This is a genomic window from Fulvitalea axinellae, from assembly GCF_036492835.1.
GTDB lineage: Bacteria > Bacteroidota > Bacteroidia > Cytophagales > Cyclobacteriaceae > Fulvitalea > Fulvitalea axinellae.
This window is the reverse complement of the sequence record NZ_AP025314.1, coordinates 1,582,261-1,607,478: the sequence shown is the minus strand read 5'-3', so window position 1 is coordinate 1,607,478 and position 25,218 is coordinate 1,582,261. Positions and strand designations below refer to the sequence as shown.

At 47.7% G+C, this 25,218-nt stretch carries 20 protein-coding genes; 15 read left to right on the top strand and 5 right to left on the bottom strand.

Annotated elements, in window-relative coordinates:
* Position 1: 1 nt before the first annotated feature.
* A complete protein-coding gene (locus AABK39_RS06495; protein WP_338394108.1) occupies positions 2 to 628 on the top strand; it encodes a hypothetical protein in 627 nt (208 codons plus the stop codon).
* Between the two features lie 60 nt (positions 629 to 688).
* Here the strand turns inward: AABK39_RS06495 and AABK39_RS06490 are convergent, their stop codons facing one another.
* On the bottom strand, positions 689 to 3,598 hold the full coding sequence (locus AABK39_RS06490) for a T9SS type B sorting domain-containing protein (RefSeq protein WP_338394107.1): 2,910 nt from the start codon (positions 3,596 to 3,598) through the stop codon (positions 689 to 691).
* A gap of 363 nt (positions 3,599 to 3,961) precedes the next feature.
* Here AABK39_RS06490 and AABK39_RS06485 point away from each other — a divergent pair, with 363 nt between their 5' ends.
* The 13 genes from AABK39_RS06485 (at position 3,962) to AABK39_RS06425 (ending at position 18,695) form a co-directional block, all read left to right on the top strand.
* Positions 3,962 to 5,278 (top strand): DEAD/DEAH box helicase, encoded by a 1,317-nt coding sequence (locus AABK39_RS06485; RefSeq protein ID WP_338394106.1) that lies wholly within the window; start codon positions 3,962 to 3,964, stop codon positions 5,276 to 5,278.
* 289 nt (positions 5,279 to 5,567) lie between these two features.
* Entirely contained in the window at positions 5,568 to 6,626 is a 1,059-nt protein-coding gene (locus AABK39_RS06480; protein WP_338394105.1) for an aminotransferase class V-fold PLP-dependent enzyme, read from the top strand.
* A 93-nt stretch (positions 6,627 to 6,719) separates the two neighbouring features.
* Positions 6,720 to 7,298: a MarC family protein gene (locus tag AABK39_RS06475; protein ID WP_338394104.1), complete on the top strand. Its 579-nt coding sequence runs from the start codon at positions 6,720 to 6,722 to the stop codon at positions 7,296 to 7,298.
* Positions 7,285 to 7,770 (top strand): ribonuclease HI, encoded by a 486-nt coding sequence (gene rnhA, locus AABK39_RS06470; protein ID WP_338394103.1) that lies wholly within the window; start codon positions 7,285 to 7,287, stop codon positions 7,768 to 7,770. The genes AABK39_RS06475 and rnhA overlap by 14 nt, the downstream gene beginning before the upstream one ends.
* A 76-nt stretch (positions 7,771 to 7,846) precedes the next feature.
* On the top strand, positions 7,847 to 8,563 hold the full coding sequence (locus AABK39_RS06465) for a tRNA1(Val) (adenine(37)-N6)-methyltransferase (RefSeq protein WP_338394102.1): 717 nt from the start codon (positions 7,847 to 7,849) through the stop codon (positions 8,561 to 8,563).
* Positions 8,564 to 8,604: 41 nt separating this feature from the next.
* A complete protein-coding gene (locus AABK39_RS06460) occupies positions 8,605 to 9,300 on the top strand; it encodes a 3'-5' exonuclease family protein (protein WP_338394101.1) in 696 nt (231 codons plus the stop codon).
* 16 nt (positions 9,301 to 9,316) lie between these two features.
* Positions 9,317 to 9,622 carry a hypothetical protein gene (locus AABK39_RS06455; RefSeq protein WP_338394100.1) on the top strand — a complete coding sequence of 102 codons (306 nt, stop codon included), beginning with the start codon at positions 9,317 to 9,319 and terminating at the stop codon, positions 9,620 to 9,622.
* A gap of 10 nt (positions 9,623 to 9,632) precedes the next feature.
* Complete coding sequence (rnr, locus tag AABK39_RS06450) at positions 9,633 to 11,921, top strand: ribonuclease R (RefSeq protein ID WP_338394099.1); 2,289 nt, start codon at positions 9,633 to 9,635, stop codon at positions 11,919 to 11,921.
* Positions 11,922 to 12,589: 668 nt separating this feature from the next.
* Positions 12,590 to 13,276 (top strand): succinate dehydrogenase cytochrome b subunit, encoded by a 687-nt coding sequence (locus AABK39_RS06445; RefSeq protein ID WP_338394098.1) that lies wholly within the window; start codon positions 12,590 to 12,592, stop codon positions 13,274 to 13,276.
* 22 nt (positions 13,277 to 13,298) lie between these two features.
* A complete protein-coding gene (locus AABK39_RS06440; RefSeq protein ID WP_338394097.1) occupies positions 13,299 to 15,227 on the top strand; it encodes a fumarate reductase/succinate dehydrogenase flavoprotein subunit in 1,929 nt (642 codons plus the stop codon).
* Between the two features lie 62 nt (positions 15,228 to 15,289).
* Positions 15,290 to 16,039 carry a succinate dehydrogenase/fumarate reductase iron-sulfur subunit gene (locus AABK39_RS06435; protein ID WP_338394096.1) on the top strand — a complete coding sequence of 250 codons (750 nt, stop codon included), beginning with the start codon at positions 15,290 to 15,292 and terminating at the stop codon, positions 16,037 to 16,039.
* Between the two features lie 90 nt (positions 16,040 to 16,129).
* Positions 16,130 to 16,969, top strand: coding sequence for a restriction endonuclease (locus AABK39_RS06430; protein ID WP_338394095.1), 840 nt, complete (start codon positions 16,130 to 16,132; stop codon positions 16,967 to 16,969).
* Positions 16,970 to 17,561: 592 nt separating this feature from the next.
* Positions 17,562 to 18,695: a C1 family peptidase gene (locus tag AABK39_RS06425; RefSeq protein WP_338394094.1), complete on the top strand. Its 1,134-nt coding sequence runs from the start codon at positions 17,562 to 17,564 to the stop codon at positions 18,693 to 18,695.
* A 128-nt stretch (positions 18,696 to 18,823) separates the two neighbouring features.
* On the opposite strand, the gene AABK39_RS06420 is transcribed toward AABK39_RS06425, so the two are convergent.
* The 4 genes from AABK39_RS06420 to AABK39_RS06405 all read right to left on the bottom strand — a co-directional run bounded on the left by AABK39_RS06420 (position 18,824) and on the right by AABK39_RS06405 (position 23,671).
* Positions 18,824 to 20,713 carry a T9SS type A sorting domain-containing protein gene (locus AABK39_RS06420; protein WP_338394093.1) on the bottom strand — a complete coding sequence of 630 codons (1,890 nt, stop codon included), beginning with the start codon at positions 20,711 to 20,713 and terminating at the stop codon, positions 18,824 to 18,826.
* Entirely contained in the window at positions 20,697 to 21,497 is an 801-nt protein-coding gene (locus AABK39_RS06415) for a PASTA domain-containing protein (RefSeq protein ID WP_338394092.1), read from the bottom strand. The genes AABK39_RS06420 and AABK39_RS06415 overlap by 17 nt, the downstream gene beginning before the upstream one ends.
* A gap of 127 nt (positions 21,498 to 21,624) precedes the next feature.
* A complete protein-coding gene (locus AABK39_RS06410; RefSeq protein ID WP_338394091.1) occupies positions 21,625 to 22,707 on the bottom strand; it encodes a D-alanine--D-alanine ligase family protein in 1,083 nt (360 codons plus the stop codon).
* A gap of 274 nt (positions 22,708 to 22,981) precedes the next feature.
* On the bottom strand, positions 22,982 to 23,671 hold the full coding sequence (locus AABK39_RS06405; protein ID WP_338394090.1) for a hypothetical protein: 690 nt from the start codon (positions 23,669 to 23,671) through the stop codon (positions 22,982 to 22,984).
* Between the two features lie 524 nt (positions 23,672 to 24,195).
* Between AABK39_RS06405 and AABK39_RS06400 the strand changes: the two genes are divergently transcribed.
* Entirely contained in the window at positions 24,196 to 25,116 is a 921-nt protein-coding gene (locus AABK39_RS06400) for an HNH endonuclease signature motif containing protein (RefSeq protein ID WP_338394089.1), read from the top strand.
* Positions 25,117 to 25,218 lie beyond the last annotated feature (102 nt).

Below are 25,218 nucleotides of genomic sequence, written 5' to 3'. Positions count from 1 at the left end.
TATGAAACAACTAGTACCTATTTTCACGCTCGCTCTGCTTTGCCTTTTTGCGAGCAATGCCTTAGCCCAGAACAAACATGAGGCAAGGCTCTTTTACAGCTTTAGCTACACGGAATTTACTGAAGCCAGCGGATATGACAGTCGCCAAAGTTACAATCTGAACAACAACAGTGAGTTCGGGGCGCTCTATCTTCGCAAGATCTCGAAACGCTTTGCCCTGAGAACAGGTATAGGATATTCTACTCAGAAACTACAAATAGACGGCCCTATTCTATACTGTGACTTTGTAGGTGGCGAAACCTGTGGCACCCAAATACTCCCCACCCCTTCACGCCCCTTCCAAACCATTACTTTTCCGATAGGCGTTGAAATCTCATTTGGCAAATACCTTTATGCGCACGGCGGCATTCTTTATTCCGACCAAATAGCGGGTGGCGCCGATTATAGAACGGCAGGCTTAGGCTATGACATTGGAGTCGGCTTCAAATATGGCATCGGTCCATTCAACTTATATGTCAACCCGAATTTCAAGCTTCGCAATGCACACACTTTCACAAAAGGCGACAAGATTGAAGCTGATACTTGGAAATCATCGGGATTGGATTTTATGGTTGGATACAGCTTCTAAAACGAAAAGCCGGATGATATTGATCATCCGGCTTTTCACACTGTCTTTGATGCGTTCTCGCTACATCTTCACATACACATAGCCCGACCTCTGAGCAGTTTGCGTCTTCAGGTCACGGTCTATGTAAGTATATTCAACCACCCAGAAGTAAGTACCTTCCTTGATTTCACTGGTGGCCGTTCCGTCCCAGCCCTCTTCCTGGCTTCCCGACTCGTATACTTTGTTCCCCCTGCGGTTGTAGATCTTCAGTTTATAGTCTCCTATTTTATAGATCTTCTTAGGCAGAAAACGGTCGTTAAAGCCATCGCTGTTCGGCGTAATTACTCTAGGGTAATCCAACACGTCGCCACAAGCCCTATAACGGAGAGTGAAGTCATGCGTGCTTTCGCAAATGGAATTGGCCACTTTGACAAAATAATCGCCCGCTTCGCTTACCTCCACCTGACTCTCCGTGGAACCTTCCCACCATTCCACACTTTCGGCCGTAACCCCGACGTCCAGCGTAAGCACGTCACCTTCGCAAGCCTCTATATTTTCGGGAATAGCCGTTACCTTGGGCGTTACGTTATATTTTACCCCTACGGTAGCCTCACCGACACAATCGCCGTTGGCCACTTCCACTTTGTAGGTATAATCTCCCGCACCTGTGGCGCCTTTGTCAACAGTAAACGTCGGCGTCGAGACGCCACTTATCTCAGCGTCGTTCTCATACCATTTATATACGAAAGTGTCATCGGTTCCCGGGTCAAGTAGCTCCGTTGCGTTATCGCACAAAAGGATATCTTCTGCGCCCAAGTCCGGAGCTGGCCTTTCCACAAATACCACCTCAAAGCTACTCATATCGGACACGCACTTTCCGGCGTATCCGTCTTCGAAGTTGGAAGCTTCCACCGTATATTTTCCAGCTACGTCAAACTCATTTACAGGAGCCTGAGGCGTAGCGCCCCCGCTCCACCGGTATTCATCAGCGTTGACCGTCGTCAAGTCTACCTGTACTTTTTCGCTGTTACAGTTCGCAGGCGGTCCCACTATGTCGATTACGGGAATCTCTCTTTTCGCTATCTTGATTGTATCCTTGCCCGTACAGTCACCATTTGAAATCGATACATGATATTCGCCCGCCTTGTCTACAAGAAAAGTAGGCGAAAGACTACCGTTTTGCCACCTGTAAGTCAACGTATGGTCAGCGTTCGGCTCCAAAAGTTTGGTCTCATCCCCGCAAAGAAGGATATCGTCTCCCAACACGGCCGTAGGTCTTACCCTAAAGTCCAATGAGAAATCTTTTTTGCGTACACATCTCAAGTTTGAAGCTTCAACAGAATAATTACCGGTCTGTGTATAACTGTTTTTCTGCTGATCAGGACTGGAACCGCCCAACCACTTGTACGTTCTGGCAGTCACTTTAGCGTCAAGATCAACTGTTTCGCCTTGGCATTTTGGAGCCGGGATATCCAACACGATCTCATCGGGCGTCACTTCATATTCCACTTCCAGAGTATCTCGTCGGGTACAAGCCACATTCGATACCTCCACAATATAAGTGTACTTTCCTTTCGCCTCGTCAACGGTATAAGTCGGATCCGTACCGACCTCTACACCATCCTTTTTCCACTTATATGTCCAAACTTCTCCCGCCGCCGGCGTGCCTGCGGTTTTCGGCAATGTCAGTTCCTCATCGTCACACAGGACTGCATCTTCCCCCAAAGAAACATCAGGACTTTCCAGGAAGTCCAAATCAAAATCTTTCTTGATCTTACAAATACCATTGGAAGCTTCCACCCAATAAGATCCTTTTTCGGTGAAGACAGTCGCACTATCCGTTTTCCCTGTCGACCATTCATAAGAATCAGCCAACACACCAGCGCCCAATGATACCTTTTCCCCTTCGCATTTAGCAACTGCTGGAATATCCAAAACAGGTTCGTCTGGCGTATCCTCGAATTTTATCCTAATCTCGTCCTTAACCGTACAGGATCCCAACTTGGCTTCGACCCAATAATGGTGTTTGTCACCATCCCTGAAAGCGTCTGTCGAGTCAGCGGTAAAAGTATTTGTGGTTGTCACCTTGTCTTGCCAAAGATATGTGACACCAACTGCGGGATCGGCGGCTTTAAGCTCATAAGTCTCAAGATCGCATACCGTGAGGCCATCACCAAGGTCAATTTCCGGAATGGCTTTAACATCCACGGTTACCTTATCGGAAAATTCGCAATATTGGCCAAAGAAGATCTCTCCGATCACAAAGTCATTTCCCGCTACCGCAGTATTGTAGTTCAACAGCGCTATTTCCAAATCTTTGGTCTCCGTCGCAGTCCACAGCACATAAAATTCGTCCCATTGGCAGGTATTGCCAGTCAGCTGAATTGGCGTAGCCGACAAACTCGTCCCGTCTACCGAAAACTCCAATTTTGCCGGGCTCGATTTCACCGCCGAGCGGAACTTGGCCACAAAAGCATACTGATTTCCCGCCTCCACGCTTATGGTTTGGTACCAAACCCTCGCGCCCACTTTAGAGGCACCGTTCACAACCAGCATATTACCAAAAGACGCGGCATCTTCATCGCAATCGATGAAGTGATCGTGCATCCCTTTCGGGGAAGGTCCCACGTCATAATATCCCGTGCCGTACATGTCCCCTTGCCTTACGGCGGGTTTGTACTCGCTGTAAAAGCCATTGATATCGTCTTCAAAGTCCCCGTTCACCACTAGATTGGAAGAAAGGAAATACCCGGAACAACCGTATTCTTTTACTCCCAGTTCCGTAACCGTCCGATACTGGCCTTTGGCGCCATCGTCCCACTTCAAGTTAAAGAAGGAACCGTCCACTCCGGCGTTCAGCTTCAGCGTATCACCTTTGCATATATCCCTGTCGGGGCCCAACATATTCTCGTCAGGACAGCGAACGGACTGTGCCAACACGGCAAAATTCAAGAAAAACAACACTCCGAAAAGAGGTAAAAAATGCTTCATGTAAGACTAATGAGTTTTTATCCACACTTAAACCACCCCTATTTTTAATGGTATTTCTACCTACAGACATCAAGGGGACGACCTTATAAAGTACAAGATCCGTTTTCATGTGTAAATTATCATATTTTAAGACTTGATACAGCTTTATAGTTATAAATATTATCTTATATGCATGTTTTATTTCGAAAACACTCCTCCCACATCAATACCATGCAGTTTTTTATTCAAAAAGACAATAAAACCAGAACAGAAACATTAGTCGCCCCGGTTCAAAACACAACGAACATTATCAACAGATAGCCATCTCTAAGTTTTCGTTGCTTACCTTTGTCCGTACTTTGTCCAAAATCGTCACAGAAAAACATGCCAGACAAAACGACCGACCACTGTTTAGCCCGCTTGGGAATCAAGACTTTGAACCCGATGCAAGAAGCGTCGCTCAAAACCGCACGCCTAAATCAGGAAATCATCTTGACGTCCCCCACCGGATCGGGCAAAACCGTGGCTTTCCTACTTCCGATGTTGTTGCGCCTTTCGCCGGAAGCCACAGGAATCCAAGCCTTGGTTATCGTTCCTTCAAGGGAACTTGCGCTACAAGTCGAAAGTGTTTTCAGAAAAATGAGCACCGGCTTTAAGGTAAACTGTTGCTACGGCGGGCATTCCATGAAAACCGAAACGAACAATCTCGCCTCCCCCCCAGCCGTGCTTATCGGCACTCCGGGGCGTTTGGCCGATCATCTTCGCCGTCAAAATTTTGATCCGACAACTATTAAAGCCCTTATCCTTGACGAGTTTGACAAAAGTCTGGAACTGGGTTTTCAAACCGATATGGAAGAAATCGTAAGCCAGCTTCCAAGCCTTAAATACAAAACCCTTACATCGGCCACCACTTTGGGTCAAATCCCGTCGTTTGTAGGCCTTGAATCTCCTTCAAAGCTCGATTTCTTAACCGAAGCGAAGACTAACGAAGGCCTCCGACAGCTTTTTGTCCGCTCCGAAGGACATGACAAGCTGGAAGCCCTACGGCTATTGATGGGAACTCTGGACAGCGGGCTCACCATCGTATTCTGCAACCACCGCGAGGCCGTCAACCGGATCAGCTCGCTTTTAAGGCAAGACAATTTTCTACACGGCATATTCCACGGCGGACTTGACCAAGAGGAAAGGGAGCGGGAATTGCTGAAATTCAGAAACGGTTCCGTCAACACACTAATCGCGACCGACTTGGCCGCTCGCGGACTGGACATTCCGGAAATCAAACACGTAATCCACTACCAGCTCCCCACCGACGAGAAATCCTTCACCCACCGTAATGGTCGAACTTCCAGAATGAGCGCAAAGGGCAATTCCTACCTTGTGCTTTCTTCGGAAGAGACTGTTCCTGAATACATACAGGAAAGCGAACAATTGGAACTTCCTTTGGAAATAAGACCGCTTACGCCACCGGAATGGACTACGCTTTATATCAGCGCCGGCAAAAAAGACAAAATCCGTAAAATGGACCTTGTCGGATGGATCCTCCAAAAGGGCGGAATAGAAAAAGGCGAGTTGGGAATAATCGAAGTGCAGGATAAAGCATCTTACGTCGCCGTAAAACGGGACGTGGCCCAAAGCGTAATCTCCAAACTGGAAAAGGAACGCTTGAAGAAACGGAAAGTCAGAATAGCCTTAGCGAAATAAATTTATGTGCGGATTTTGGGAAATTTTATAGTGAATTCAAAAAATCAATCACTGTTTTAGATTTCCCTTTTCCGGTTTCATTCAAAATACTAAATGTCGAAAACCGTCTCCGACACAACTATTCCGCACAAAACAAGCCAAGCGCAAAACAGTCCTTATTTTTAAACATTTAGGCGTCCGGAACCATTTGCGCGGAAGGCTTTTCCCTTTCGTCTGACTTATGTACTTTCGCAGCGTCAAAGGACGGCGGGATCAAAACCGTCGTCACCAACAGCCAAAAACGAAAAGCATGTACTCATTCTACCCGGGCCCGTCGGCCGTCAATCCTAGGTTGCCGGAATTCTTCAACGAAGCGTTCGAGAAAAGCTTAATGAGCGTCAACCACCGCAGTCCAGAATTCGTGGAAATTTCGCGGAAAACGACCGCCCTCATGAGGGAAAAGCTCGATATGCCCGAAGATTACAGGCTATTTTTCGTTTCGTCCGCAACGGAATGTTGGGAGATTGTGGCCCAAAGCCTGACACTCAGCGAAAGTTTCCACGTCTACAACGGCGCCTTCGGCCAAAAATGGACCCGAAACGCCAGCAAACTCGGCCGTAGGGTACTCAAACACTATTTCGACGTAGACGATCTTCCCAATCCGGAAAACATCCATATTCCGGAAACGTCGGAAGTGTTGTGCCTGACACATAACGAAACGTCCACGGGAACGGAACTTCCAGACAGCGTAATGCGCGGCTTCCGCAAAAACTTCGACGGGCTGATCGCCGTCGACGCCACTTCTTCTATGGCCGGCCTCCAACTCGACTGGAAACAGGCTGATGTTTGGTTCGCTTCGGTTCAGAAATGCTTCGGTTTGCCGGCCGGCATGGCCGTGATGATATGTTCACCCCAAGCTATACGCAGAGCTTACGATATTGGCGAAAGCAGCCACTACAACAGTTTTACTTTCATGGCCGATATGGGCCGTGAATTCCAAACCACGCATACGCCAAACGTTATCGGAATCTATATGCTGATGCGCACGCTGGAAGAGTCAAAACATATTTCGGAAATAGAAAAACTGACGCTTTCCCGCTTTGTGGAATGGGAAAAACTCATTGCCGGGAACAACACTTTCTCTTGGCTGATCCAAAACCCAGAAGCCCGTTCCCGCACGGTAATTCCACTTCAGGCCGACCCGAAAATTGTTTTGAAAATAAAAGACGAAGCGAAAAAAGCCGGCTTTTTGCTCGGTAACGGCTACGGAGATTGGAAAGAAAGCACGTTCCGAATCGCCAATTTCCCCAACGTCCCTCAGGAGGGCGTTAACGGGTTGATGAACTTCTTCAAGGAAAATTTCAGCTAATAGGCATAATAATTACGGCATTCCGACATATTAAGATAGAAAATCGGCCATGCCGAACATAAGCGAAGTCAAAAGGCTTTACCAGAACTCGAAATGTTTGCATTTAATTTCAAAGAAATCGCCTCCGTATCACTGATCCTGTTTTCGGTGATCGACATTATCGGCGCGCTCCCCATCATCTTGGATTTGCGCCGTAAAACGGGCTCTATTCATTCGGCCAAAGCCACGTTAGTCGCCGGCTTTATCATGATCACTTTCCTTTTTCTGGGAAGCTCGATCCTTAAGCTGTTCGGCATAGACGTCGGCTCATTCGCCATCGCAGGTGCGCTTATCTTGTTTTTGATGGGAATGGAAATGGTTCTCGGAATCGAGCTATTCAAATCCGATCCGTCCGAAGATTCCTCATCGTCATCCATCGTACCCTTGGCTTTCCCGCTTTTGGCAGGCGCCGGAACCATGACCACCATCGTGTCGCTCCGCGCCGAATACGATGTCAGTAATATTCTGGTGGGCATCATCGTCAACCTTTTGCTTGTATTCGCCGTATTGAAAAGTTCCGGCTGGCTTTCGAAAATCTTCGGGCAGGCCTTGCTAAACGTGCTTCGCAAAGTATTCGGCATTATTCTTTTGGCCATCGCCATCAAACTTTTCAAAACAAATGTCATTCTCTGATACAGTAGTAATATACACCGACGGAGCTTCCAGCGGCAACCCCGGACCGGGAGGTTACGGAACCGTCCTCAAGTACAAACAGCACCGCAAAGAGCTTTCGGAAGGCTTCCGCCTGACCACAAACAACCGAATGGAGTTGTTGGCCGTGATCAAAGGATTGGAAGCGCTAAAAGGCGAAGGGCTGAACGTACTGATATATTCGGATTCGAAATACGTAGTGGACGCCGTAGCCAAAGGTTGGCTCTGGGGCTGGCAGAAAAAAGGCTTCAAGGGTAAGAAAAACCCGGACCTTTGGCAAAAATTCATCCCACTATACAACCGCCACAAGGTGAAATTTCAGTGGGTAAAAGGCCATGCGGGCATAGAGGAGAACGAACGTTGCGACGAGCTGGCTGTGGAAAGCGGCAAAGGCCATAACCTCAAAGCGGACCTAGGCTACGAAAGGGAAAACGGAACAAAAGGCCTTTTCTGATTCGCCCTAGAAACAAAAGCATTGCCCTTCCGTAAAACCGGGAGGGCATTTTTTCTTTAGAATACCTCCAGACAAGATGGCCAACGACTATTTCGAATTCAAACAATTTCGAATCCAACAAGACCGTTGCGGCATGAAAGTTTCCACAGACGCTTGCCTTTTCGGGTCTTTCGTCACAAAGCCCGGCGCCAAAAACATCCTCGACATCGGCACCGGCACCGGCCTGCTCACCCTGATGCTAGCCCAAAGGCACCCGAACAGTCAAATAACAGCCGTAGAAATCGACTCCGACGCTTTCCAACAAGCCTTGGAGAACTTTAAGAACAGCCCTTGGTACGACAGGCTAAACATCGAACACGCTTCGATACAGGAATTTGTCCAAGCCACGGACAAAAAGTTCGATCTGATCATTTGCAATCCGCCGTTTTACCCTGACCATATCAAAAGTTCGGACCAAAAAAGAAGCAAAGCCTTTCACAATGACCACCTTAGCTTTTCCGATTTAGCCCAATCCTGCTCGAAACTCATCTCGGACAGCGGAGAGTTTTTCTTGCTTTTACCCGAACGACAAAGCAGGGAGTTCGAGCAAATAGCAAAAAGATGCGGTTTGTTTCTCCAAACTTCGACAAAAGTCCGAGGTACTGTAAAGGGCAAAGTAATCAGAGAAATCGGATCATACTCAAAGAAAAAAGTTGACGATATTCCAGAAAATGAAATTGCCATAAACAGCGAACCGGGAGTATACACCGAAGAATTTACCCGCTTTATGAAACCTTACTACCTTTTTCTCTGACCGGCTTGGCTTTTGCGAAAGCTCCCGAAAAGAACTGACGTATGCTCCCCGACCAGCTCCTGATTATAAGTGTAGAAACGGCTTCGCAATCCGACGACTTTCACTCCCTGCCGGAACAGTGGCAGAACTTGTGGCGGAAAAAACACAAAATGAAGGGTTGGCAAGGTAACGCTGAAGACTCTTATCTGAAAAAGGCGGGAATCTACGCCGAATTCGGGCAGATAATTTCAATCGGCGCCGGAATTTTCAAAAAAACTGAAGACGGACAAAACCTTAGGATTAAGGCCTTTCAAGGCCCTGAAGCCACTTTATTGGAAGATTTCTTCCGAATGATAAACACAAAGTTCGACCGGAATCGCCTGATACTTTGCGCTCATAACGGAAAAGAGTTTGATTTTCCCTACCTTTGCAGGCGAGCGGTGATCCTCGGGCTTCCCTTGCCTCCCCCGCTTGACCTGTCGACCAAACGGCCGGCGCAAAACAAAAATTGGGACACCTCCGAAATGTGGAGGTTCGGAGACTACAAAGGATACACTCCCCTGACTCTATTGGCAACGGCCTTAGGAGTTCAAGCCGAAATGCGAATACTTTCCGGAGGAGAAGTAAATAATGCGTTTCACCATGAATTGGCCAATGATGATATACACGAAACGGCCAAAACTAACGTACTGCTAACAGCACAAGTGATGGCAAAGCTCAAAAACGAGAAGCCATTCCAAGAGATTACGATACTGTGATAAAGACTAGACGCCCGTGGCTGAAGGGAAAAAAGATATGATGCCACAACATTCCGGACGGTTCCGGATGACAATTTCAAAAAACGAGTACCAATTACTACAACACCCCGAAGGTTTTTTCCGCATTCAGAAAAACAACCGCACCGAAAATGCAATCGGCGCGCGCAAAGCGAGTAAAACCCTTCCTTTAACATTTTTGTCCGATTGCGCCTTTATTGATAAACAAAGGCACCGCTTAGAACTACGCGGAAAAACCTGGCGCGACTCCCAAAATCCACCCAACGCCAGGGCTAAAAGGACTTTTTGGCGGACAACACTCTAACAACCCTATTATGTCAAAGAAGAAAAAAGGCAAAAAAAATTCCAGCAATAAAGTAAAGAAGAGAATCGCTACTTTAAGCCAAGACTTGCTCAACGTACTTGACAAGTACAAGTCCAAAGCGTTCTCCGTAAGGCGGGTGTGCCGGGAACTGATGATCAAGGATCGGAAAACCAAGCAAAAGGCCAGCGACTATCTCGAAACCATGGCCCGTCAGGGAATGATCAAGGAAGTCGGGCCGAAGCTATACAAAACCAACCTCACCGACGCCACAATCGAAGGCGTGGTGGATTACGTAAACCCGAGGTTCGCCTACATAATCTGCGAAGGCCTTGACAAAGACGTTTACGTAAAAAGCGCCGACCTTAAGGGCGCTCTCGACAAAGACACCGTTCAGGTGGCGATCAACCAAAACCAACGCCACGGCTCCCGCCCAGAAGGTTATGTGACGGAAATCGTCAAGCGCGGACGGGAAGAATTCGTTGGGCATATCGAGATTTCCCCGCGTTTCGCTTTCGTAGTTTCCGACAACAAGAAAATGCATAACGACATTTTCATTCCGTTGGAGAATATCGGCGAAGCCAAACACAACGACAAGGTAATCGCCAAGGTGACGCAATGGCCTGACGGCAAGCGAAACAAAAACCCGAAAGGCGAAATCCAGCGCGTATTGGGCAAATCCGGCGAAAACGAAACCGAAATTCACGCCATTATGGCCGAGTTCGGACTTCCGTTCGAATTTCCTGGAGCTGTGGAGAAAGAAGCCAATAAAATTCCGGAGAAAATCACCGAAGAAGAGCGCAAAAAGCGCCGTGACTTCCGTGATGTCACCACCTTCACCATCGACCCGCTCGACGCCAAAGACTTCGACGATGCCCTTTCCATCCAATATCTGGACAACGGCAACACCGAAGTCGGTATTCACATCGCCGACGTTACGCATTATGTCCGTCCGGAAACAAGGCTGGAAGAGGAAGCTTACGAAAGGGCCACGTCCGTCTACCTAGTGGACCGTACCATCCCGATGCTTCCCGAAAGGCTATCGAACGGCCTTTGTTCGCTTAGGCCAAAAGAGGAAAAGTTGGCGTTCTCAGCCGTTTTCGAACTCAATGACAACGGGAAAGTCATGCGCGAATGGTTTGGCCGTACGGTAATCTATTCCGACCGCCGATTCACTTACGAAGAGGCTCAGGAACGGATCGAAACTGGCGAAGGCGATTTCCATCAAGAAATCATCAAACTCAACGAGCTGGCGCTAAAACTCCGCGCCAAACGATTCGCCAACGGCTCGATCAACTTCGAAACCACTGAGGTCAAGTTCAAACTTGACGAGGACGGAAAACCCCTAGGAGTAATACCGAAAGAGCGCAAAGACGCACACAAGCTGGTGGAAGACTTTATGCTTTTGGCAAATAAAAAAGTGGCGGAATTTGTCTACCATATGCGCAAAGGCAAACCGAAAGACACCTTCGTCTACCGTGTCCACGACTATCCGGACCCGGAACGACTGGCGGACTTTGGACGTTTCGCAAAAAGGTTCGGCCAAAACCTGGACACTGACGAGGACCATGTTTCCGAATCGCTTAACCACTTGCTCTCTGATGTGGAAGGCAAACCCGAGCAGAACCTGCTCGAAACCCTGGCGATTCGATCTATGGCCAAAGCCAAATACACCATAGAGCCGATGATTCACTTCGGTTTGGCGTTTAACCATTATACGCACTTCACTTCCCCTATCCGCCGTTATCCGGACATGATGGTTCACCGATTGTTGGATCGTTATCTCAAAGGAGGAAAATCGGTGGATCCTGAAGAATTCGAAGGCCGATGCCAACATTCTTCCGAAAGGGAAAAAGTTGCGGCCGACGCCGAAAGGGCTTCCATCAAATACAAGCAAGTCGAGTATATGGAATCGATGGAAGACCGTGACTGGACCGGAATAGTATCGGGAGTGACGGAATGGGGCGTATTCGTCGAAATTCAGGAAACCAAATGCGAAGGAATGGCCAGATTAAGCTCCTTCACCGACGATTTCTACGAATTTGACGAGGAGAACTACCGCATTATCGGCACCAGAAACAAGCGCATAATCGCTTTGGGTGACGAAGTGCAGGTAAGGGTAACCGGTACCGACATCAACCGCAGGACAATCGATCTGGAATTCATCTTCGAAGGAGAGGATGATGATGAAAGAAGCGTTTACGAGCGTCCAAAAAAACGGCGTACCCAACAAGGCCCTCGCAAAGCCAAAGGATCACTCGATAGAAAAAGGCATTTTAAAGGAAAAAACAAGCGGAAATAAAATATCCCTCCTTTTTCTCTAGACAGAAAGCCCGGACCAGAATATGGTTCGGGCTTTTTTTATCAGCTCACCTTTTGTTTTCATGACAGACCTCAACCTATTTCCCTTGATTAAAACCGAAGATTTGGCCTAGCTTTTCCTTTTTCGCTGAATTTGGACTTATAAAGGCTTTTGATTTTCCAAAAAACCACCGAACAGGCGCCATCCCCAACCATTTCCTCACAAATGACCGAATTAAAATATTACTATTATTGAAAATATTCATTCTCTTTTCTCACTTGACTTAACAAAGAGAAAAAAATGATCAACCTCAGAAAACCAACCAACGCATATCCTTTAAAAATTTCATAAAAACGAACATGTTTTAAGAGAAAACTTTTTCTTCGCCACACATTCCGGAATGATATTCTATGCCCTAATCCAGAATGCGCAAAAAACAGCCAGCTAAAAAAAACACTATATCCACAACCAAACTACACTGAACCGAAGCGAAAAAAACAGATTAACGACAAGGCATCAATAGCGGACATTTTGCTTTAATGCAAATTAATTTAGAAAGATTCAAAATTGCGTTTTGTATGATGCCTCTCATTGTTTCCCTTCGCTCCTAGCTTTAGATTTGGGTTAACATTTGGATTAAACGCATTTAATCATTACAAATTCGTAACATGAGTAGGGTTAAACAAAAATTCTCGGTGACGATCGGACGGAAGATCTGGATGTCCCTCACGGGCCTCTTCCTGATCACGTTCCTCGTGGTTCACTTGGTGGGCAACCTCCAATTGCTGAAAAACGACGGCGGTATGGCGTTCAACACGTATACAAAGTTCATGACGTCGAACCCGTTGATCAAGACTACTTCTTTCCTTCTTTACGGCAGTATTCTTCTTCACGTGATTGTGTCAATTTTCTTGACCTCGCAAAACAAGAAAGCCAGAGGACCGGTAGCTTATAAAGTGTCCGATGCGGGAGCCAACAGCCCTTGGAATTCCCGTAACATGGGAATTTTGGGATCGATAATCCTGATTTTCGTTGTCATCCACTTGCAGAACTTCTGGTACCACATGAAGTTTGGCGTGACCCCTATGGTCAGCTACGAAGGCGTGGAATACAAGGACCTTTACACTATGGTGATCGAGGCCTTCAAGGAATGGTGGATCGTAGCCATTTATGTTGTTTCGATGATAGCTCTTGGCTATCACCTCAACCACGGCTTCCAGAGCGCGTTCCAGTCTTTGGGCATCAACCACTCAAAGTATACCCCGGCCATCAAAACCATCGGTAAAGTTTACTCGATCGTAATGGCTTTCGGCTTCGCAATCTTGCCGATCATCATTTTTGTACAGAACCTGTAATCCGTATTCAAACCGATACGAAATGAAATTAGACGCGAAAATTCCTGAAGGCCCATTAGCCGGAAAGTGGAGCAAGCATAAATTCAATCTCAAACTGGTAAACCCCGCCAACAAGCGTAAATACGACATCATCGTTGTGGGTACCGGTTTGGCCGGAGCATCGGCGGCCGCCTCTTTCGGCGAGCTGGGATACAACGTAAAAGCGTTCTTTTACCAAGATTCCGCCCGTCGCGCGCACTCAATCGCGGCGCAGGGCGGTATCAACGCAGCCAAGAATTATCCTAACGACGGCGACTCAATCTTCCGTCTGTTCTACGATACAATCAAAGGCGGTGACTACCGCGCCCGCGAAGCCAACGTTTACCGTCTGGCCGAGGTTTCTAACAGCATCATCGACCAGTGCGTAGCCCAAGGCGTTCCTTTCGCCCGCGATTACGGCGGATTGCTCGATAACCGTTCGTTCGGTGGAGCTCAGGTATCCCGTACGTTCTACGCCCGTGGCCAAACGGGTCAGCAGTTGTTGCTCGGAGCTTACAGCGCCCTCTCTCGCCAAGTGCAGAAAGGTAAAGTACAGCTCTTCCCACGTACCGAAATGGTAGAGTTGGTTAAAGTTGACGGTGTTGCCCGCGGTATTATCTCGCGTAACATGGTTAACGGCAAAGTGGAGTCGCACAGCGCCCACGCCACGGTATTGGCCACTGGCGGATACGGAAACGTATTCTTCCTCTCGACCAACGCCATGGGCTGTAACGGATCGGCTCTTTGGAGAGCTCACAAGAAAGGCGCACTGTTCGCCAACCCTTGCTATACGCAGATCCACCCGACTTGTATCCCTGTACACGGCGACCAGCAGTCTAAGCTTACGCTGATGTCTGAGTCGTTGCGTAACGACGGTCGCGTTTGGGTTCCTAAGACAGTTGAGATGGCTGAGAAAGTCCGCAAGGGCGAAGTAAGGCCTTCTGACGTTAAGGAAGAGGATCGCGATTACTACTTGGAGAGAATCTACCCGTCATTCGGTAACCTCGTACCTCGTGACGTTGCCTCTCGTAACGCCAAGAAGGTATGTGACGAAGGTCGCGGCGTAGGTACCGGACTGGCCGTATTCCTCGATTTCGCCGACGCCATCAACCGCAACGGAGAAGACGTGATCCGCGCCAAATACGGAAACCTCTTCCAGATGTACGAAAAAATCACGGCCGACAACCCATACAAGACGCCGATGATGATCTACCCGGCCGTTCACTACACTATGGGCGGACTTTGGGTTGATTACAACTTGATGACTAACGTACCTGGCCTCTACGCCATCGGAGAGTGTAACTTCTCTGACCACGGCGCTAACCGCCTCGGAGCTTCGGCTTTGATGCAGGGTCTGGCCGACGGTTATTTCGTAATTCCTTACACAGTCGGCGACTACTTGGCAGGACAGCCTTACAAGAAAATCGACGTTGACCATCCGGAATTCCAGAAAGCCGAAGCTGACGTTAAAGGACGCATCGAGAAACTTCTTTCTATCAACGGAAACACTACTGTAAACGAATTCCACAAGCGCCTCGGCAAGATTATGTGGGAGAAATGCGGTATGGCCCGTAACAAAGAAGGCCTCACAAGTGCTATTGAAGAGATCAAGGAGCTCCGTGCGGAATTCTGGAAAGACGTGAAAGTACTCGGCGTTAACGAAGAGTTGAACATGACTTTGGAGAACGCCCTGCGCGTAGCCGACTTCATGGAACTCGGCGAGCTGATGGTTCGCGACGCATTGGTTCGTGAAGAATCATGTGGCGGTCACTTCCGCGAAGAGCACCAAACCGAAGAGAATGAAGCGAAACGTGACGACGAGAACTTCACATTCGTATCGGCTTGGGAATATCAGGAAGGACAAGATCCTGTACTCCACAAAGAGGAATTGATCTTCGAAAACGTGAAGCTTACACAGCGTAGCTACAAATAATTGACTGAGCCGGGCGGGCGCACGCGTCCGCTCCCATTTATAAACGACTAAATCTTACTGCAATGGACTTTACGCTCAGAATCTGGCGTCAAAAAGACAGAAACAGCCAAGGCGGTTTCAAAGAATATAAAGTCAAAGGCATCTCTGACGGATCTTCTTTCCTCGAAATGCTTGACATCTTGAACGACGAACTTTCCGCCAAAGGCGAAGATCCCGTTCACTTCGACAACGACTGTCGCGAAGGTATCTGCGGTACCTGCTCGCTCTTTATCAACGGCCGTCCGCACGGACCGGAAGAAGAGATTACCGTTTGCCAGCTCCACATGCGTAGCTTCAAAGACGGCGACACCATCACTATCGAGCCATGGAGAGCTTCGGCTTTCCCGGTAATCAAAGACTTGATGGTAGACCGTAGCTCTTTCGACCGCATCATCCAAGCGGGCGGATACGTTAGCGTAAACACAGGTGGTATTCCTGATGCCAACGCTATTCCTATTCCGAAAGAGGCCGCTGACTTGGCAATGGACGCCGCCGCCTGTATCGGTTGCGGAGCTTGTGTTGCCGCTTGTAAGAATGCTTCCGCTATGCTTTTCGTTTCTGCGAAAGTATCTCAAATGGCTGTTTTGCCACAAGGTAAAGTTGAGGCTTCTCGCCGTGTGAAGGCCATGGTTGGCCAGATGGAAGACGAAGGCTTCGGAGCATGCACCAACACCGGCGCTTGCGAAGCGGAATGCCCAAAAGGCATCAGCCTTGCGAATATCGCCCGCATGAACCGCGAGTACTTGAGCGCGGCTTTCTGCTCGAATGACTAATCCTTTCGAATTATATAAACAACGCTCCCGGCTTCCGGGAGCGTTTTTTTTTCCTTACACTTACATCCTTTTTCGTCTAACCTCATCAATATGAGCCAAATCCCTATCCTCAAATCCAACGGAGAAACCGTTGAATTTTCTACGGAGAAGCTCGAGCATTCACTTCTGCGGGCTGGCGCCAACGAAAGTATGGTGGCCAATATCATAAAAAACATTGTCGAGGAATTGCCTCAACTGGGCTCCACCGCAAAAATATATAAAGAAGCCTACCGCGAGCTCAAACGCTATTCCCGCCCCATCGCGGCCAAATACAAACTCAAACGGGCCATTATGCAATTGGGGCCCTCGGGTTTTCCGTTCGAACGATATATAGGGGAAATACTTAGCTTTCAAGGGTACAATATCCAAATGAATCCAATGATGCCGGGCAAGTGTGTCCGACACGAAATAGACGTACTTGCGGAAAACGACAAAGAAGTGATCATGGTCGAGTGTAAGTACCGGAACCGCCAAGGTTACAAGACTGACGTAAAAGTACCGCTTTATGTCCATTCCAGATTCCGTGACGTACGCCACGAATGGCTGAAGCGGGAGGATTGGAAAAACAAGGAACATAAAGCCTGGATAGCCACAAACACCCGTTTCACCGAAGACGCCATCAAATACGCCAAATGCGAGGGCATGCGCCTTCTGGCTTGGGACTATCCGCAAATCGGCAACTTAAGGGAACGAATAGATCTGTCGGGGCTTTATCCGCTGACTTGCCTTACCACCCTTACCAAACAGGAGAAAACCCACTTGTTGCAAAAAAGCGAAATCGTACTGTGCCGGCAGGTTTATACCGACCCCGAAACACTGGACACGCTGAATCTCCCCACGTATCGGAAGAATTCCGTACTATCGGAGGTGGAAGAGCTTTTGGCCTTATAGCCCATTGGCTATTTTCTTTCTTCGATTCAAAAAATGAAACCCGTTGGCCTTTTTGCTTTCCGGAACTTATCGTTATTCTTATTGCGTCAGCGCTTTTCGCATATACCTCCCGTCCTGTTTTCAATTACGAGACGTCCTTACTTTCAAAAGGCCATGGCCTATTGGGTAAAAGCCCATGGCCTTTTGACTAAGAGCCCATGGGCTTTTGTATTTGACACCACGTCGTTATAAGTCCACAGACGGCTCCTCTCTTTTTCTTTCTCGAATTATTTCAGCAAACGCTACAGGTTCTCGATTCTATTCGCCAAAGGGTCCCGCACTGCTTGTCCCTTATCCAGGGACAAAAACACAAAGGGCATCAACAATAAAAAAAGGAATCAATTCCATTCCCAAAATAAGATCCCGCCTCCAAAGCCCGGTGTTTTCTTAACCTTTTCGTCCGCTGTATTATCCCAAGAGGGCCATTTGTTTTCCTCAAAGCGATAATTTCTTTATATTCATTACGTTTTAAAACACTCCGGCATACGTCTTCCCATATTTCGGAAGGGGACCTTTCACACAGGCACGCCGGCTTACCCTTTACCGCGTTAACATGAATAAATTTTTCAAAACCGCATTTCTGGGCATTATGACGCTGGCGGCTTTCGAAGGAAAGGCGCAGAACGACAAAAACCCGAGAAGTATCAAACCCGTCATCGATATAGACGCCACCGAGGTCAAGAGCCAAGACCGTACGGGCACTTGCTGGAGCTTCGCTACCACTTCGTTTATCGAAAGCGAACTCATCCGTATGGGAAAAGGGGCGCACAATATTTCGGAAATGTACAACGTGCGCAACGTTTACCCGAAAAAAGCAGAGGTATACGTCCGCAACCACGGTAAAGCGCAATTCGGCGAGGGAAGCCTGGCGCACGACGTGATCAATTCCGTAAGGGAATACGGCATGGTGCCGGAAAGCGTGTACACCGGGTTGAAATTCGACAACCGTTACAATCACGCCGAGATGTCGAACATCTTGAAGAAGATACTCCAAGGTGTGGTTGAGAACAAAGGCAGAACTCTCTCGAAGAAATGGAAGGAAGCTTATAACGCAGTGCTTGACGTGTACATGGGATCAGCTCCCGAGACCTTCGAATACGAAGGGAAAATGTACACGCCCAAAAGCTTCGCCGATATGCTGGGCATGAACCCTGACGACTATATCACCGTTACATCGTTTACCCACCAGCCTTACTACAGCCAGTTTATCCTACAGGTTCCTGACAACTTCTCGGACGGTATGTTTTATAACCTTCCGCTCGACGAATACATGGAAGTGATCGATCACGCATTGAAAAACGGCTACACGCTGTCTCTCGACGCTGACGTTTCGGAAAAAGGCTTCTCTTCAAAGCACGGATTGGCAATCGTCCCTACCGAATACAAAGGCAAAGACGCTTTCTTCAAAGAAAACGTAAGTGAGGTTTCGGTAACGTCGGAAAGTCGCCAAGAGGCTTACGACAACTACCAAACCACCGATGATCACTTGATGCACATCACCGGAACGGGTAAAGACAAATATGGCAACAAGTACTTCAAGGTGAAAAACTCTTGGGGATCGAACGGTTTAGGCTTCGGAGGAAACATCTACATGTCTGATTCTTACATGAGACTCAAGTCCATTTCGGTTCTTCTTCACAAAGACGCGCTTCCAAAGAACGTTAAGAAAAAACTTGGCGTCAAGTAATCAGAGTTTTTAGCACATATAGAAAAAGCCTTTCGCAACTGATGCGAAAGGCTTTTTCTTGATTTTTTCAGAAAACATCACTCCATGTTTCGACTAGAATGACATTTCTTTTTCATAAAGCGAAGGCTCTATTTTATCAAAAACCTACGAACGTAACTTTCTCCTTTTACCATCACCCGAATCAGATAAACACCTCGCCCAGACTCCACTGACACCCGAGTCCGATCCCCGACATATTCGGAACGGAACGGAACGCTTGCGCCGGAAAGGTCATACACATTGACTCTTTCAGCTTCCACATCCAACTCAAAAGTGCCATCGTTAGGATTTGGCGAAAGCCTGAACAGGTCCTTTGTTGGGTCTACGCCTGTCACCACTCCGGGATCTTTCAGCACGGGACGCAAAAGGAGACTTCCTTTCACTTCGTCGTTCTGCTCCCATTCGTTTGTCACTTTAAAGAAGATGTTGCTTCCGCTGTCCGTATTTTTGTCCAGGCCTACGGCCAAAAACTCACTCGTCTTCTGATACCAGCCGATATACACTTCGCCGTCAACCCTAACAGGCTTGTAAAGACGAAGATCAATAAAATCTTTTCCCTCGCTAGGCAACGCTGTCACAAAATCCTGCGAATGCAAAAGCCCTTCTTCCGATAGCTCCCTGTAAATCCTAAGCTGGAAAGGCGTACCCGGCACGCTGCGCCCCAATGTCGGGAAATACATACGGACGTGGGTAATATCGTCGGCTTGGCCGAAGACAAACTTCGTAGCCACTTCTCCGCCCGCTTGGCTGATTCCCGCCGCGTATTCGGCCGAACCGTCGTCGTAGGCGTAATAGTCCGAAAGGCCGTAGTTAACCTTCACGGTATCGTTTACCCTGAGATTGACATTATCGAAATAAAGCGTATCCGCCGGTGAAGTGAATATCTTTTTAACCATTTCTTTATCCCCTGTAGAAAGGATAAAACGACCTTCCAGATGCAAAGAATCGTAATCCACGGCACTTACCTTACTTGCGTCAAGCGTGTTCTCCGCTTCCAGTTGCTTAGTACTTCCGGCGCTTACGTAAGCGTTCCCTTTATGCTGTAGCACGTCGAAAACTTCTTCCAGGCGCTGAGCGTCCCAAAGTTCGACGTTGAAAGTCATCGGCTGATCGTTTAGGTGGTTCAGGTTTCTGGCCGTAGCCGTCGGTTTACTGGCGTAGCCGGCGGGTGACGCCCGGTAGTGCTCCATCGGGACGGCGTAATATTCTCCGAAAAGAGGCCCCATGCCGGAAACTAGCGTACGGTCAAAAATCGGCGTTCCCGAAGGGCTTTCGCCAGCCGGCCCGTGCGGGCCGTCCCTGAAATAGGATAACCGGACATAATCCAACAACCAAGTATCAAACGCTCCGGACATATTGCCGTAGGCGACAAACCTAAAACGGAAAGCGTCATGGTAATATTCACCCTCAGGCTTTAGCCAAACACCTGAGAAGGCTAGCTCGTCGGCGGGCTTTCCCGCTTTTACGGACCATACACGGCTCCATTCGCCACCAGGCTTAAGAAACTCCAAAGACAACGAATCGTCAGTGTCAGGATAAGAGCCTTCGCCACCGGCTTCCCAATAAAAATTAAAGAAGACTTTGTCGCGTTCCGCTACGGGAACAGAGGCGAGATCAATCGGCTTGGATGTCAGAGTATCCAATCCACCGAACAGGGTTATATCCGAAGAATAAGGAGCTCCGGTGTTTGTCAACGCATCGAGAACCGCCACTTTACGGCTGAGAGGCCGCACTCCCATTCCGGGAGAAACCACCACGTTACCGCTTTCCCACAATCCGACATCGGGCAATCCCTTACCGGAAGTGAAATCGTCCCAAAACGGAAACGGGACAACATCCGCGGAAGTCCGCAGTTGTGTCCCGGCAGTATTGTCAATGCCCAAAGGCACTTGCCTGAATTGCGCAACGGCGCCCTCTCCGACAAAAAGGAGAACAAAACCCGCTACGATTCCGGCCAAACTCTTAAGGCTGTTCGTCATTGCCACTGGCTTTGTCGTCTTTCACCTGATCCCAGTTATATACCCAGAGGTCAACTTCCTCGCCGGTTCTTACGGATTCACCAACTTCAGGAAATTGTCTCGCCACTTTGTTTGTCAAGGAATCCGGACCATCGACGTGAATAATGGATCCGATTTTCAGCGAAGAACCACTCAGTTGCAGACGGACTTCGTCAAGGGGTTTATCCAAAAGATTGTCGAGAGTGAATTTTTCTTTCCCCACTCCATTACCGACAATCAGGTCAATTTTTTCGCCTTTCGGAATCTTCACGCCTTCCTTAATCGGCTTGCCCTTATATTCCTGTCGCAATACAGCGTTAATGTTACGGTCAGGTTCATAAGTTATCTCCCCGCGCTTAAGACCTGCGCTCTGCAACAAAATCTCGGCGCTTTTCAACGACCCGTCCACAAGATTAGGCATTTTGGTAAGCGGAGGGTTTTCGGCGTTAAGCGTGATGTAAACCTTACGGCCTTCCTTCACTTTGGCTCCCGCTTTTGGGTGTTGTTGCAAGACGGCCAAAGGAGGCAATTCGGCGGAATAACCCGAGTCGGCGCTAATTTCGAAACGCAGGTTTCGGGAAGTCAGGAATTCGCCCAAGCGGGCTTCCTTTACGCCGTGAAGATCCGGAACCGTGATGGTCTGGCCTTTTTTGGTAGTTACGGGCAAATAGACGTAAAAAAACAACAGCATCCCGCTCAAAACGAGACCGGCCATTACGGTCAGGTGAACCAAAGGCCTCAACAAAGCTTTTATCTTTTCTTTCATAGAAACTGGTAATTCTTCTGAACCGGTATGTATCGCCGGGGCGGTTACGCATCAATTACGTCGCAAAGAATTCGAATTCCCACAACGCCACTGATATATACAACGAAGCCTCCGCCCGGGCATTATATCATTTGTCCCTATTCAACGAGGATTCGAAGTGGGTTCCGGACTTGTTCTCCGCCCCAGACCGCTCCAAAGCCATATTGATCAACTTGGTAAGCAACGACGGGTAATCTATCCCCTCATTCGCCCACAAAGCCGGGAACATACTAATATCGGTAAAACCGGGAATCGTATTAATTTCGTTGACATAAACCTTGCCTTGCTCCGAAAGGAAGATATCGACTCTGGCAAAATCCTCACAAGCCAACGTTTTATAAGCTTGAACCGAACACTCCCTTATCTGGGCGTCCTCGCTAGCCGTCACGTCGGCAGGGATTTTCGTTTCCGACGCTTTGTCCACATATTTCGCGTCGAACGAGTAAAAGTCGTGGGCTCCGGTAATTATCACTTCGCCGGGAGCGGAGGCTACAGGATCGGCATTACCGATTACGGCGCACTCAAGTTCACGGCCCGTGATAAACTCTTCCACAAGAACCCTGTCGTCATAAGCGTAAGCCTCGTCCAAAGCCGCTTCCCAACTGCTTGCGTCAGTCACTTTGCTAACCCCAACCGACGACCCCAAAACGGCCGGTTTAACGATCACGGGCATTCCCAAAGTTTCCTTAACGGTTTCGAAAGAAAGGCCGGCCCTGTTATTTCTTTGTCCAACCAGGTACTTCGCTACCGGAAGCCCTTGGGCTTCAAGCATTTTTTTGGAAAAAATTTTATCCATGCACAACGCAGAACCCAAAACACCCGAACCCACACAAGGAATTTCCATTGCCTTCAACAGTCCTTGGACTGCGCCATCCTCCCCGTCAGTCCCGTGCAGAACTGGAAAAACAAGATCGAGACGGTGCTCTTTACCTCCGGAAACGAGAACTTTCTTCTCAGGATCGAGCCTTAAGGCCAATTCCGTGTCCTTTTCCGGAAATTCGGCTCCGGGCTCCAAGCCCAAGTGCCAAGCGCCGTTTTTGTCAATCCCGACCAAAACAACCTCGAATTGGTCTTTATCGATATATTTGTAAACGTTAGCTGCTGAGCGCAATGAGATCTCATGCTCCACAGACCTGCCTCCGAAAAGAATCCCTACTTTTATTTTGCTCATATAAATTCAAACAGAAAATGCGTCTCCGTAAAAATAAAATGAAATTGCGGAAAAACTATCGACTCTAAGAAGTTAAACAGTTATCGATACGGACAAACGCTCAAGAAATGTAACACTTCAGGCATTCGCTTCTTGGATTGGCCCAAACCTTATGAATTACCTTCGGGCAAAAAGATCGTTCAACAAGGCTGGAATTTAATTTGCCTCGCTAAATGGAAAAGTCTAAAATCACGTTTTGAGCCTTACCCCACATACAACCAGAGCTCTTCTTTATCTACTTAGTAATATCACTCAACTGAAACTCTGAAGTCTCTAACACATTACTTTTATTAAGACTTCTGTCATAAATATAGATCTTAAACTTCAATATTTTTGTTTTAAACAGCGCCCCAATAGACGACGACTCCTCCGTATAAACAATATCCCCTTCCAAGGGCTCACCAATTTTTTGAAAAAGAATCGGAAACCTTCCAGCTATCGGCCTTTTCCCTTGGCTCACAAAATCGAAAAGCTTAAACTCATTGTTTTCCTTGGTATATATCTCTAAATGGAAGTTATTCCCATGCGGATTGATATGGTGGAGGATGGTATCACCGTCAACCAAAAACCAATTCCTCAGACTCGCCGTAGTCTCATCCAGATCCAAAGGAGGCAGTCCAGGCCTGCTACCGTACTTGATCACATTCCCATTCTCATCTAACTTCGGAGTATAACTTTTATAGGGGCCAAGCGTATCGCTATCCGCCAAGCCAAGATCCCCGTTTCCGTCCTGAAACGATATATCGACGACAAGCTTATCCACTGACGCTCCGCCACCCTCAACAAAAGAAACACGATTCAGGCCGATATGCGGAATATCGCTGTATTGCGGCGGAGAATCACAAGACGACAATCCACCCAAAACAATCACGGCGAAAAATGCCCCAAGAAACAGCTTAGTCTTAACGGTATGTATAAAATTCATGAATGTTACAGCTTGGTTCTTTTTGTATATAACGGAAATCTAAAAAAAAGACACGAAAATGCGTCCAGAAGTTTATGCTCCCCTCAGCATTTAGGTACGACGGTTTCCTTTTGTTCCCTAGTTTATTTTATAATAGCATTGCAATCGGCAAAATTACCCCGTTGCCAATACATTCAAAATATACCAAAAACCACACGAGATCTTCCGTGTCCCGCCTATTTTTTTGCGATTATTCCATCGACAAAACTACGCCTCTCAATTGCGGCGCGATACTTGCTTTGGCTAGATAAGGAAAAAATATATGGCCGCAAGGCTCGTTTTTAGGCCTAAGTTTTTTTTGAAACGAAATAAAAGTACTACTTTCGCCTAAGTAATGAACCTAATTGCCTACTCCGTTTATATCAAGACTAGCGCTATTTTCAGTGTTTCAGTTTTATTTATGCCTATGATAAGATGATATACTGGCTAGTCCTATGTTCCTAAGTTTAGGAACTTTTTAGATCTTGACACAAGGAGTGTGTAAAATGAGAAAAATCAAGGAAGTCTGGAAAAGAATCAGACTGCATCCCTCCACAAAAGGGAAAATGAGGACCCGGTATGAGGTCTCCAATCTGGGACGTATCCGTTCGATACGCCAGGGAACGGAGCCATACGTCTTACAGCTGGGGCAAATCGGTGGTTACTTGGTATTTAACATGACCGTAATTATCACCGAAGAAGGAGAAAGGGTAAAACGTAACCGCTATCTGCATCGGATAGTCGCTGAGTACTTTTGCAAGGATTTCGATCCTGACAAAGTGGTGATTCACTTGGACCACAACAAGCTCAACAACGATTTCCGTAACCTTGAGTGCGTCAGCCATCAAGAGGCCATCGCCCACAGGAAGTCTGTAGAAGATTTACCAGACCAGTTCATCACCCTGAACAAGTTGCCTGAGCCTGATTTCGAGGATTTGCCTGTCCACAGGATCAAGCAGGAAGACGAGGTATTCAAGCTAATGGAAGGCTACGGGCGTTACGAAATTTCCAACAAAGGCCGTATTCGGAAAAAACCCGGGCGCGACAAGCTCGGCAGACGTTCCAGAGGGCATAATATGGAAATGAAACAGCGCATCCACCCGAAGGAAAACTTCTATTTCCTAGACCTGATCAACGATTTGGGCAAAAGGGTTACGGTTTATCCGCACAAGGAAGTAGCCAAAGCGTTTTGTATCAACGTATTACCGGGAGACAGGACCGTTGTGGTTCATCTTGACGGAGACACGCTGAACAACAATTCGTCAAACTTGGATTGGGCGACTTACTCTGAGGCGATCAAATTGCAATTCAAGCAAGGAAAGAAAAACAATTACAAGGTTTGGGAAAAGCGCAAGAAGCTTTACCGAAACGGTTTCAAGCCAAAAAAGAAGGACGAAGGAAAAAGTTCTTTGAAAGTGGCGGATTAATCATCCTATCCGCCGGCGACAATAGTCAAAGGCGCCAGTGGATGAAAAGCGCGGGTTTGTAAAGAAGCGAACCCTGCGCTTTTCATATTCCCTCAATTTGCT